This is a genomic window from Pseudohaliea rubra DSM 19751, assembly GCF_000764025.1.
Classification (GTDB): Bacteria; Pseudomonadota; Gammaproteobacteria; order Pseudomonadales; family Halieaceae; genus Pseudohaliea; species Pseudohaliea rubra.
This window is the reverse complement of the sequence record NZ_KN234762.1, coordinates 45,468-57,376: the sequence shown is the minus strand read 5'-3', so window position 1 is coordinate 57,376 and position 11,909 is coordinate 45,468. Positions and strand designations below refer to the sequence as shown.

Here is an 11,909-nt window from a genome sequence, read left to right as displayed (position 1 = left end):
GGCTGCAGCGCTGGCGTCCGACCCGGCGGGCGGTGCTTCCGCCGGCGGCCGGCAGCCGGCCAGCAGCAGGGCCGTACAAAGCAGCCCCGGGCCCACCCACCTGCCAACCCTGTGGGAGGCGCGTCCTCGCGCCGACCGGGCTGGCATATTTCCCGGGCCTGTCGCGGCGAGGACGCCGCTCCCACGGGTGCCCCTTCCACGGGTGCCGCCTCCACGCGTGCTGCTGCCAGGGGTAAAAAGCGGATTCATCGGCGGGCGAGGCGCGCGGCGAGGGGTTCGCGGTACTGGTCAAGGAGCACCGCGATGATGATCACCGCGCCGGTGATAATCCGCTTGCCCGGTTCCGAGACGCCGAGCTGGGCAAGGCCCGTTTGCATCACGGCGATGATCAGCACGCCGAGGAAGCTGTTGACCACGGAGCCGCGGCCGCCGGAGAGGCTGGTGCCGCCGATGACCACGGCGGCGATGGCGGACAGCTCCAGGCCAATGCCGGCATTCGGGTCTGCGCTCTGCAGGTAGCCGAGCTGGAACACGCCACCAAGGGCGGCGAGGAGGCCGGCGATGGCGAAGACCAGTGCCTTCCAGCGTCCGGTGTTGATGCCCGAGAGTCGCGCCGCTTCCTCGTTGGTGCCGATGGCCACAAGGTAGCGGCCGAACACGGTGCGCAGAAGCAGGAACTGCGCGACGGCGACCACAACGAGGGCCACGAGGAGCGCCGGAGACAGGCCGAGACCGGGCAGCGGGTCGCCGATGGCGCCGACGGCGGCACCGAGGTAGCGGGTCTGCGAGTCGGTGACGAGATAAGCACCGCCACGGGCGATCTCCAGCATGCCCAGCGTCACGACGAAGGAGGGAATCCGCCAGTGGGCGCTGATCACCCCGTTGGTCAGCCCGCAGGCCAGCCCCGCCGCGAGGCCCGCAACGAGCGCCGCGGGCAGCGGCCAGCCTCCGTCTACCATGAGTACGCCCATCAGGGCAGCGCAAAGTGCCATCACCGAGCCCACGGAGAGATCGATGCCCGCGACCAGCAGCACGTAGGTCATACCCACGGCGATTACCGTGAGCGCAGGGATCTGGTTGGCGAGGGTGCGGAAGGTGGCGCCGGTGAAGAAGTAGTCGCTCTGCAGGCTGAACAACAACACCAGCAGCCCGAGCACGACGACAAGGCCCAGGGAGTTCCAGGGCAGGCGGATGTCAGAGCGTGGCAGCACGGTTTTGTTCCTCTCGGCCGTGATGGCGGAAACAGGCGGCGAGCAGGGCCTCCTCGGTGACCGTGGCGGCATCGAAGTCCCCGGCCACCCGGCCGCGGGAAAGGGCGAGGATGCGGTCGCTCACGGCAAACAGTTCGTCGTTCTCGCTGGAGACCACAACCACGCCGCGGCCGGCCCGGGCGGCCTCGCGGATCAGGTGATGGATGCGCGCCTTGGCGCTGGCATCGACGCCGCGCCCGGGTTCGTCGAAAAGCAGTACGGGAAAGTCCCGGGCCAGCCAGCGAGCGATGAGTACTTTCTGCTGGTTGCCCCCGGACAGTTCCCGCACCGGCTGACCGGTACCCGCGCAGCGCACAGCCAGCGCATCGCAGTAGCGCGCCGCGAGGGCGGTCTCCGCGGAGCGCTTGACCAGCCCCAGGGGCCCCTGCAGCGACCGGTAGCTGGCCAGGCTGATGTTTCGATCGATGCCCAGGGGAAGGAGGAGGCCCTGGTCCCGCCGGTCCTCGACCACCAGGCCGATGCCTGCCGCCATGGCGTCTGCGGGGCGCCGGAAACGCCGCGCCGTGGCGAAGCCGTCCGTGGCCAGGCGCAGCGACCCGCGGTCCGCCGGGTCGGCGCCGAAGATCGCGCGCAGCAGCTCCGTGCGGCCCGCGCCGATGAGCCCGGCGATACCCAGCACCTCCCCCGCATGCAGCGTGAAGCTCACGTCTGCGAAGGCCCCGTCCCGGCCCAGGCCCTCCACCCGGAGGAGCGGCGCGCCGGCCCGGCCGCTCGCGCCCCGCGCAGGCCGCTCGAGGGGCGCGCCGGCCATGAGTTCGACGATCCGGTCGCTGTCGAGGTCCGCTGCTGCTGCCGTGGCCACCAGCTCGCCGTCGCGGAGCACAGAGACCCGGTCGGCGATCTGGCAGATCTCGTCCATACGGTGAGAAATGTAGATGATGCCCGCGCCGGCCTCCCGCAGGCGCCGCAGCTCGCCGAAGAGCCGGTGAATCTGCGGATCCGTGAGGGAGGCCGTGGGCTCATCGAGGATCAGCAGTGCGGGCTCATCGGCGAGGGCGCGGGCGATCTCCAGCAGCTGCCGCTGACCGACCCCCAGGCGCGCTACCGGCAGGGACGGGTTGAGGCCGGCGAGGCCAACGCGGGCCAGTGCCTTTTCTGCCCGGGCCGCCAGGCGGCGCCGCGACAGCAGGCCCAGGCCGTTGCCCAGGCGCTGGAAACAGAGATTTTCCGCGATGCTCAGGGTAGGGAAGAGGTTGAGCTCCTGCATGACCATTCGCACCCCGAGGGCTTCCGCTTCGCGCAGGGAGCGCGGCCGGTGCGGTCGGCCGCCGAGGGTCAGGGCACCGGCATCGGCAGCCAGAAGCCCCGCGATGATGTTGCAAAGCGTGCTCTTGCCCGCACCGTTGCTGCCCATGAGGGCGTGGATCTCCCCCCGGCGTACCGTGAAGTCAATGCCGCGCAGCACCGGTGCGGCAAAGGCCTTGTGCAGGCCGCGCACCGAGAGCAGGGTCTCCATGGCGCGCCCGCTCAGAGCTGTGCCGCGGTGATCACATCGACGGGGGTTTTACGGTCCGCCGGGTCCGTGCCCTCCTCGAGTACCTGCAGGGCGTACTCGATACCGAAGACCGCGAGCTGGTGGCCATACTGCTCGGCGGTAGCAAACATGTCGCCGCCGGCAATGAGGCCCCGGGCGGCAGAGATATTGTCGAAGCCGACCACCGAGACCCCGCCCCGCCGGCCAGCCTGGCGCACGGCGGCCACAGCGCCCAGGGCCATGCTGTCGTTGGCGCAGAGCAGGGCGTCCAGCGCCGGGTTCTCGTTGAGGATGGCGGCGGCGACGGTGGCCGCCTTCGCCTGCTCCCAGTCCGCCGCCTGCTCCGTTACGACGGCTATGCCGGCCTCGGCCATGGCGTCGCGGAAACCCGCGGCGCGCTGCCGGGCGTTGAAGGCGCTGGGAATGCCGCCGATGATGGCGACTTCGTCCCCGGGCTCCAGCGTTTCCGCAAGGGCGAGGCCCACGCGGTAGGCCCCCTCACGGTTGTCCGGGCCTACGAAAGGGATGCGCAGGTCCATGGTGGCGAGGGCTTTCTCGTCGAAGCGGTTGTCGATGTTCACCACCACGATGCCCTGCTCCACGGCGCGCCGGGCGACCGGGAGCAGACCCTGCGAATCAGCCGGCGCGATAACGATCACATCCACCTGCGAGGCCATCATCTGCTCCACCAGTGCCACCTGCTGGGCGAGGTCGCTCTCGTTCTTGATGCCGTTGACGATGAGTTCGTAGCGGTCTGCGTGCTCGGCCTGGTGGGCCCGGGCGCCGGCCGCCATATTGATGAAGAATTCGTTGGCCAGGGACTTCATGATCAGGGCGACCCGGGGCTTCCCGGAGGACTCCGGCTGCGGTTCGCCCCCGTCCCCGCAGGCGATGAGGAACAGGGCACTCAGGCAGGCAGCGCCGGCGGCGCGCAGGCGGCGGGGCAGCGTCATGGTGTTCTCCCGGCTGTCGCAGTGGTGTGTTCTGGCGGAGCCGTGAGTAAAGCAAGTTCCCTCCGCCGGCGCAATCGGCAGTGGGTTCTGCTCTGCTATCCTTGCGCCCTTTTCCCGGTCGCCCTTTTCGGTTTGTCCCAGCTTTTTGAGGTTTGCTCATGCCGCCTGCGCCGCCCGTCGAAACACCGCCGTCGCAGCTTCGTGCCGTGGCGGCGACCGCGCTGCTCATTGCCTGCACGCTGCTGGGCCTGGCGGGTACAGACCTGGTGCTGCCCGCCGTGCCGGCGCTGCCGGCGGCGCTCGGCGGCAGCGCCGCGCAGGCGCAACTGGTGCTGGCGACCTTTGCCGCGGGCACCGGCGTGGGTCTGGTGCTCTTCGGTGAGATCGGCGCCCGCCACGATAACCGTCCGTTGCTTGTGCTGGCGCTGGTGCTCTACGGTGCCAGTTCCCTGGCCGCGGCGGCCGCGCCGACCCTGACCGCCCTCGTGCTGCTTCGTTTCCTGCAGGGGGTGGCGGCCGCCTGTGCCGCCGTAGTCGCGCCGGGCATGGTGCGCGCCCTTTTCAGCCCCCGCGGCGCTATGCGCGCAATCGGTTTTATCGGCAGCGTCGAGTCGCTGGCCCCGGCCCTTGCACCGATCATCGGCGTGTGGCTGCTGCAGTGGGGCGGCTGGCAGGCGTCGTTCCTGCTGACCGGCGTGCTCGCCCTCGCCCTGGCGGCGCTGGTGGCCCTGGCCGGACACATCCTGCCGGCGGTAGCGGCGCGGCGCAGCGGGCACAGCTACGTTGTGCTTCTCACCAACCCGGTCTTTCACCGCTACGCTCTCAGTCAGGGCTTCGCCCTTGGCAGCCTGCTGGTCTACGTCTTCGGTATGCCGGTGGTGCTTACCGGGTCCCTGGGCGGCACCCTGGCCGATTTCATCACCATGCAGCTCTTCGGCATTACCACGTTCATCATTGCCGCAAACGTGGCAAGCCGCCTGGTCGGGCGCTTCGGCGCCGAGCCGGTGATCCTGGGGGGTAGCCTGCTCTCCCTCGCCGGCCTCCTGGCGCTTCTCGCTTACGGCGTTGCCGGGGGCCGTGACATGGCCGTGGTGATCGGGCTCTTTCTACCTTTTAATGCAGGCTTCGGCCTGCGCGGACCGCCGGGCTTCTACTGCGCACTGCAGGCTTCGGGTGGGGACGACGCGCGGGCCTCCGCCCTGGTGCTGCTGTTTGTCATGGCGACCACCGCCGGCGGTACGGCCCTGGCCGCACCCCTCGTGACCAGGGGGCTGGCGCCCCTCGCGGCTGTCGCCTTTGCCCTGGGCGTGGTCGGCATCCTCTGTCTGGCGCTGCTGCCGCGGCTGCCGGGGGCGGGCACAGCGGAGGCCGGCGCCGGCGCGGGGGAGGGCGCTCGCTGAATGGCTGCCGCGCTGGCAAGTAATTTGCTAACGTTTATTGCTCAGGTAACGCGAGAGCATTGGACACAGTGCAGCTGACGGTTAACGGAGTACCCATCGACGCTACGGGCAGTGCGCCATCGCAGACCCTGCTGCGTTTTCTACGCACCCGCGCGGGCCTCCCGGGCACGAAGGAAGGCTGCGCTTCCGGCGACTGCGGCGCTTGCACGGTGCTGCTCGCCGGACCCGGCGAGGCGCCCCGGGCGGTCAACAGCTGCATCACGCTCCTCGGCAGCGTCGCCGGCGAGACGGTAGTGACCGTGGAGGGCCTCGCCGGCAGCGAGGGGCCGGGGCGGCACCCGGTGCAGGCCGCCATGGTCGACTGCCATGGCTCTCAGTGCGGGTTCTGCACGCCGGGCTTTGTCATGTCCCTGGCGGGGCTCTACGCCGCCGACGGTCGCGGCGATGACGCGATCCGTGAAGCCATTGCCGGCAACCTCTGCCGCTGCACCGGTTACCGCCCCATCCTCGAGGCTGGCCGGCGGATGTATGACTATCCCCCGGCCCCGGTCGTGCCCGAATGCGGTGCATTGGCCGCTGGGCTGAACCACAGTGGTGCACTGCCCGCCGGCTATCACCGGCCCCGGGATGAGGCGGCCCTGCAGAGGCTGCTTCGCGAGTACCCGAAGGCCTGGCTTGTGGCCGGCGGCACCGACGCTGTACTTGAGCTCACCCAGCGCTACGCAGCGCCGGATCCTGTGCTCGATCTGTCCGCCGTGGCAGAGCTCTGCACGATCGATGACGGGACCGACGCCCTGCGCCTCGGCGCCGCGGTACCCTACAGCAGGCTGGAGCAACTGTTCGCGACGCTGTCGCCGCCGCTGGTCGCCATGCTCGAGCGTCTCGGTTCGCGGCAGATCCGCAACCGCGGAACCCTGGGTGGCAACCTCGCCAATGGCTCGCCGATCGCCGATATGCCGCCGGTGCTCCTCGCCTGGGATGCCACCGTGGAGCTCGCCGGGGCCGACGGCGGCCGCCGCTCGATCCCGGTGGCTGCCTTCCATCGCGGCTACCGGGACACGGTGCTCGCGCCCGGCGAGTATGTGGCTGCAGTGACAATTCCCCGGGCCGCCCTGGCGCGGCCGCACCGAATCTTCAAGCTCAGCAAGCGCTTCGAGGACGACATTTCAACGGTACTGCTGGCCGTTTCCATGGAACGCGAGGGGGAGCGCCTGGGCGCGGCGCGCGTGGCCTACGGGGGCATGGCCGCCACGCCGCTGCGTGCGGCGGCCGTGGAGGAAATCCTGACCGGAGCGACCCTCGACGACGCCACTATCGAACGCGCCTGCGCTGCGGCGACAGCGGTCTTCACGCCCATCGACGACGTGCGCGCCAGCGCTGCTTACCGGCGCGCCATGGCGGCGGCGCTGCTGCGCCGTGCGCTGCGGGAATTGAGGGAGGGCGTTGATCTCGACATCGACGCTGTGGAGGCCCTTCATGCGTAAGCTGGCAGCGCAGGGACCGGTGCCGCCGGCGCGCGAGGGCGCGACGGATCCGGTTGGCCGGGGGCTGCCGCAGGACTCCGCCTGGCGCCATGTCGCCGGCACTGCAGTCTATGTGGATGACATGCCGACCTACCCGAACCAGCTCCACGTTGCTACCGGCCGCGCAACGGTAGCCCGGGGCCGGCTGACCCGCCTCGACCTGTCCCGGGTGCGTTCGGCGCCGGGCGTGGTGGATGTGGTCTGCGCGGCGGATATCCCCGGCAACGGCGATATCGCCCCGGTCTTCGACGGCGACCCGCTCCTCGCCGACGGCGAGTTGCTTTACCTCGGCCAGCCGGTCTTTGCCGTGGCGGCGACCAGCTTCGAGGCGGCGCAGCAGGCAGTGACGCTTGCGGAGATCGACTGCGAGCCTCTGGAAGCCATCGTGGCGCTCACCGCAGCCGTTGAGAGCGAATACTACGTGCTGCCACCTCACGAGTTCTGCCTGCGCGAGCCCGAGGCTGCGCTGCTGGCGGCGCCGCTGTCCCTGGGCGGTGAGTTGCACATGGCCGGGCAGGAACATTTCTATCTCGAGGGTCAGGTGGCGACCGCCGAACCCACGGAGGAGGGCGGGGTGCACGTGTACAGCTCCAGCCAGCATCCGAGCGAGGTGCAGAAGCTCGTGGCCGGTGTGCTCGGCCTGCCGATTCACGCGGTGCAGGCAGAAGTGCGGCGCATGGGCGGAGGCTTCGGCGGCAAGGAATCCCAGGCGGCGATGCCCGCGTGCCTCGCCGCGCTCTTCGCCGTGCGCACGCGTCGCCCGGTGCGCCACCGGCTGCCCCGGCGCGACGACATGGTGCAGACTGGCAAGCGCCATCCGTTCTGGAACCGCTACCGGGCCGGCTTCGATGAGCAGGGTCGGCTGCATGGCGTGACCATGCGTCTGGCCGGTGACTGCGGCTGCTCGCCGGATCTCTCCCAGGGCATCGTCGACCGCGCCATGTTCCACGCCGACAACGCCTACAACCTGCAGGCTGCACGTATCCAGGGGGTCTACTGCCGCACTGACAAGGTTTCGAATACCGCCTTTCGCGGCTTCGGTGGCCCCCAGGGGCTGATTACCGCCGAGGCCATGCTCGATGATGTGGCGCGCCGCGTCGGTCGCGATCCCCTCGACGTGCGCCTCGACAACCTCTACGCCGAGGGTGATCTCACCCCCTATGGCCAGCCCATCGAGGAGTCGGTGCTCCCTGACCTGATGCGGCAGCTGGCCGATGACTGTGACTACCGGGCCAGGCGGGAAGCCATTGCGCGCTTCAACGGGGAGAACAACGATGTGCGCCGGGGCCTGGCGCTGACGCCGGTGAAGTTCGGTATCTCCTTCACCGCGAAGCACCTGAACCAGGCCGGGGCGCTGGTGCACATCTATACGGACGGCAGCATCCACCTGAACCACGGCGGCACGGAGATGGGCCAGGGCCTGCACACGAAGGTGGCTCAGGTCGTTGCCCGGGCCCTGGGCGTGCGCTTCGAGCGTATCCTCGTGAGCGCTACACGCACTGACAAGGTGCCGAATACCTCGCCGACGGCGGCGTCCTCCGGGGCGGACATGAACGGCATGGCCGCCCTCAATGCCTGCAACCGCATCAAGCGCGGGCTCGTGGCCTTTGCTGCCGAGCATTTCGGCTGCGACGAGGGCGAGGTGGTGTTTGCCGACGACCGGGTGGGCGCCGGCGGTGATAGCCTGCCCTTCGAGGCGTTCATCAAGCTGGCTTACCTGGCGCGCGTGTCCCTGAGTGCCAACGGCTTCTACCGCACGCCGGTGATCGACTTCGACCGTGACGCCGCCTGGGGGCGCCCCTTCTACTACTTTGCCAACGGTGCCGCCTGCAGCCAGGTGCGCGTCAGCGCGCTTACCGGCGAGTACCGGGTGGAGCGGGTTGATATCCTCCACGACGTCGGCGACTCCCTGAACCCCGCCATCGACCTCGGGCAGATCGAGGGCGGTTTCGTGCAGGGGCTGGGCTGGCTGACCACCGAGGAACTGGCCTGGGACGACACGGGGCGCCTCGTCTCTGACAGCCCGGCAAACTACAAGATACCGACAGCCTTCGATCTGCCGGAGGCCTTCAACGTGCGTCTCTTCGATCGGGCCAACCACGCCGAGACCATCTACCGCTCGAAGGCCGTCGGGGAACCGCCGCTGATGCTCGCCGTCTCTAGCTGGTGCGCGCTGCGCGACGCCTGCGCGAGCTTCTGCGACTACCGCTTCAATCCGCGCCTGGATCCGCCGGCGACGCCCGAGCGGGTTTACTGGGCGATCGAGGAAGCGCGCGCCGGGGGCGATCGCTGATGGCCCTGCACGGCGGCAGCTGGGCGACGGCGGCGGCGGAGCGTGAGCGCTGCGGCGACGCCTACGTCCTGGCCACGGTGCTGAGCACCGCTGGCTCCACGCCGCGGGAAGCCGGCGCCAAGATGGTCATCACCGGTGAAGACACCTGGGCCAGCATCGGTGGCGGCCAGCTGGAATTTCTGGTGATTCAGCGGGCCCGGGCGCTGCTCAGCGCTGGCGCTACGGTGCAGCGGGTGGAGGGGATGCCCCTCGGGGCCGAGGCGCGCCAGTGCTGCGGCGGGAGCGTCAGCGTGCTTTTTGAGGTCATCCGGCCCGGCGTGGGAGATGTGGTCGTGTTCGGTGCCGGGCACGTGGCCCGCGCGCTGGTGCCCCTCCTGGCGGAGCTGGCCTTCCGGGTGCGCTGGGTCGACAACCGGCCCGAGCTGCTGGCCTCGCCCCCCGTGGGGGTGCACGGCGAGTGCCTGGCGGACCCCGTGGCGGCGGTGCCGACGCTGCCGGATGGCGCCGAGGTCCTCGTGCTCACCCACGATCATGAACTCGACTACCGCCTCGTTCACGCGCTCCTCAATGACTTCCGCTGGCGCAGGGTGGGGCTGATCGGCTCTCACACGAAGGCGGAGCGCTTCCGCACGCGCCTCGCCCGCGACGGTCTTGCGCCCGCACTGATCGAGCGCCTGGAATGTCCCGTGGGGTTGACGTCAATCCCCGGCAAGCGGCCCATGGCCGTCGCCATCGCCATCGCCGCCGGACTGCTCCAGCGCAGCGGGGAGGCCGACGAAGAAACGGGCGAGGCGCTGGACTGGCGCCAGCTGCGCCGCCTGCTGGAGCACGCGACCGAATGATGACCCTTCACGAGTTCAATGCGGCGCCGGTGGAAGACGCGCGCCGCCTCCTGGTACACGCCTGCCACTGCACGCCCTGGGTGGAGGCGATGCTCGCCGAGCGGCCCTTCGCCGACCGCGAGGCGCTGTACCGTGCGGCGGCCCGGCACTGGCAGCGTATGAACGAGGCGGCTATGCTCGAGGCCTTTCTGGGCCATGCGCGCATCGGCGATCTTGCGGCCCTGCGTGATCGCTTTGCCCCGGCGGCGAAGGAGCAGGGGCAGGTGGCGGAGGCTGAGGAGCCCGTGCTGGCGGAGCTCCTGTCCCTGAACCGCGCGTACGAGGCCCGGCACGGTTTCATGTTTATTGTCTGCGCCAGCGGCAAGTCGGCAGCGGCCATGCGCGACCTGCTGCGCGAGCGCCTGCCGAACGACCGCGCCACGGAGCTTGCCAACGCAGCCCGGGAGCAGGCGGCGATCACCCGCCTGCGCCTCGACGGCGCCCTTGCCAGCAAGGAGACACCCTGATGGCGGAAGCGGCCACCCTCAGCAGCCATGTGCTCGACCTCGGCCGGGGCCGGCCCGCGGCGGGCCTTGCTGTGCAGCTTTACGACGGCAGCGGCGCGGCGCTGGCCAGCGGCGTCACCGACGACGACGGCCGCGTGGCCCGCTGGAGCGCCGCGGCGACCCTGGCGCCGGGCGTCTACCGGCTGGTCTTTTCGACCGGTGCCTGGTTTGCCGCCCGGGGCGAAGACACGCTTTATCCGGAAGTGACCATCGCTTTCCGCATCGAGGGCGCCGAGCACTACCACATCCCGCTGCTGCTCTCGGCCTACGGTTACAGCACCTACCGTGGCAGCTGAGGCGGCGCGGCAGGCATTCCGCGGCCGCTTCCTGCATTGCCTGCCGGAGGGTGGTGGCGGCTATCGCGTGGAGTACCTGGAGGACGGCGTGCTCGTGGTTGAAGGTGCACGCATTGCTGCACTCGCCGCAGCTGGCGCAGCCGAGCTGCAGGGCCTGGACCTCGCGAGCTGTATCGATCTCGGGGGCGATCTTGTGGTGCCCGGCTTCGTCGACACGCACGTGCATGCGCCGCAGCTTGATGTCATGGGCTCCCATGGTGAGCAGCTTCTCGAATGGCTTGAGCGCTACACGTTTCCGGCGGAGGCGCGCTTTGCCGACGAGGCCTTCGCCCGCGTAGCCATGGCGGACTTTCTCGATGCGCTCCTTTGCCAGGGCACGACCAGCGCCATGGTCTATGCCACCAGCCATCACCACGCCACCGACGCGCTCTTTGCTGCCGCCGAGGCGCGCAGGCTCTGCCTGATCGCCGGCAAGGTACTGATGGATCGCAACGCCCCCGAGGCGCTGCGCGACAGCGCCGTGGGCGGCATCGCCGAGTCCCGGGAGCTGATCGAGCGCTGGCACGGCCGCGGGCGCCTTGCCTACGCCGTCACGCCGCGCTTTTCGATCACCTCATCGCCTGCCCAGCTGGCCGGTGCCGGGCAGCTCCTGCGCGACCACCCGGGCGTCTACCTGCAGACGCATCTGGCCGAGAACCCCCAGGAGGTGGCGGCGGTGCGCGAGCTGTTCCCCGAGGCGGCGCACTACCTCGACACCTACGATGCCCACGGCCTGTGCACGGAGCGCTCGGTGTTCGCTCACTGCCTGCACCTGGAGGCCGCCGAGATCCGCCGCCTGGCCGAGACCGGTGCCGCCGTTGCCTTCTGCCCCAGCTCGAACCTCTTCCTCGGCAGCGGCCTGTTCAACTGGCAGGCCTTCGCCGCTGCGGAGGTTCCGGTGACCATTGCGTCGGATGTCGGCGCCGGCACGGACCTGTCCATGCTCGGCACCCTCGTTGACGCCTACAAGGTTTGCCAGCTCGGGGGCCACGCGTTGCCGCCGCTGGAGGCTTTCTACGCGATCACCCTGGGTAACGCCCGCGCGCTGGGGCTGGAGGCTCGCATCGGCACCCTGGCCCCGGGCTCGGACGCCGATTTCCTGCGCCTGAACCCCCGGGACGTGCCGCTGCTGGCCGGGCGCGTAGCCGCCTGCCGGGACATCGCCGAGGAGTGGTTCGCCTACCAGATCCTCGGTGACGACCGCCTGGTGCGCGAAACCTGGGTTGCCGGGGAGTGTCGCAAGCGCGACGGTCGGCTGGCCGTGGGGAACTGA

The 11,909-nt window shown here is 70.0% G+C and carries 10 protein-coding genes; 7 read left to right on the top strand and 3 right to left on the bottom strand.

Features of this window, described 5'->3' with window-relative positions; genetic code table 11:
- Positions 1 to 245: 245 nt before the first annotated feature.
- Genes HRUBRA_RS08320 through HRUBRA_RS08310 form a run of 3 tightly spaced genes read right to left on the bottom strand, consistent with a single transcriptional unit; the run spans position 246 to position 3,698 of the window.
- Positions 246 to 1,211, bottom strand: a complete 966-nt coding sequence (locus HRUBRA_RS08320) for an ABC transporter permease (RefSeq protein WP_035516238.1) — start codon at positions 1,209 to 1,211, stop codon at positions 246 to 248.
- Entirely contained in the window at positions 1,195 to 2,727 is a 1,533-nt protein-coding gene (locus HRUBRA_RS08315; protein ID WP_201771562.1) for a sugar ABC transporter ATP-binding protein, read from the bottom strand. The genes HRUBRA_RS08320 and HRUBRA_RS08315 overlap by 17 nt, the downstream gene beginning before the upstream one ends.
- Positions 2,728 to 2,738: 11 nt before the next feature.
- Positions 2,739 to 3,698: a sugar ABC transporter substrate-binding protein gene (locus HRUBRA_RS08310; protein ID WP_084592542.1), complete on the bottom strand. Its 960-nt coding sequence runs from the start codon at positions 3,696 to 3,698 to the stop codon at positions 2,739 to 2,741.
- A gap of 158 nt (positions 3,699 to 3,856) precedes the next feature.
- Between HRUBRA_RS08310 and HRUBRA_RS08305 the strand changes: the two genes are divergently transcribed.
- The 7 genes from HRUBRA_RS08305 (at position 3,857) to guaD (ending at position 11,909) form a co-directional block, all read left to right on the top strand.
- Positions 3,857 to 5,098, top strand: coding sequence for an MFS transporter (locus HRUBRA_RS08305; protein ID WP_052094546.1), 1,242 nt, complete (start codon positions 3,857 to 3,859; stop codon positions 5,096 to 5,098).
- A 68-nt stretch (positions 5,099 to 5,166) separates the two neighbouring features.
- Positions 5,167 to 6,582: a xanthine dehydrogenase small subunit gene (locus tag HRUBRA_RS08300; protein ID WP_084592544.1), complete on the top strand. Its 1,416-nt coding sequence runs from the start codon at positions 5,167 to 5,169 to the stop codon at positions 6,580 to 6,582.
- On the top strand, positions 6,575 to 8,914 hold the full coding sequence (gene xdhB, locus HRUBRA_RS08295; RefSeq protein ID WP_035516235.1) for a xanthine dehydrogenase molybdopterin binding subunit: 2,340 nt from the start codon (positions 6,575 to 6,577) through the stop codon (positions 8,912 to 8,914). Before HRUBRA_RS08300 ends, xdhB begins: the two co-directional genes overlap by 8 nt.
- On the top strand, positions 8,914 to 9,756 hold the full coding sequence (gene xdhC, locus HRUBRA_RS08290; RefSeq protein WP_035516234.1) for a xanthine dehydrogenase accessory protein XdhC: 843 nt from the start codon (positions 8,914 to 8,916) through the stop codon (positions 9,754 to 9,756). Before xdhB ends, xdhC begins: the two co-directional genes overlap by 1 nt.
- Complete coding sequence (gene uraD / locus HRUBRA_RS08285) at positions 9,753 to 10,262, top strand: 2-oxo-4-hydroxy-4-carboxy-5-ureidoimidazoline decarboxylase (protein ID WP_236629820.1); 510 nt, start codon at positions 9,753 to 9,755, stop codon at positions 10,260 to 10,262. The genes xdhC and uraD overlap by 4 nt, the downstream gene beginning before the upstream one ends.
- Positions 10,262 to 10,597 (top strand): hydroxyisourate hydrolase, encoded by a 336-nt coding sequence (gene uraH / locus HRUBRA_RS08280; RefSeq protein ID WP_035516233.1) that lies wholly within the window; start codon positions 10,262 to 10,264, stop codon positions 10,595 to 10,597. The genes uraD and uraH overlap by 1 nt, the downstream gene beginning before the upstream one ends.
- Entirely contained in the window at positions 10,587 to 11,909 is a 1,323-nt protein-coding gene (guaD, locus tag HRUBRA_RS08275; protein WP_035516232.1) for a guanine deaminase, read from the top strand. Before uraH ends, guaD begins: the two co-directional genes overlap by 11 nt.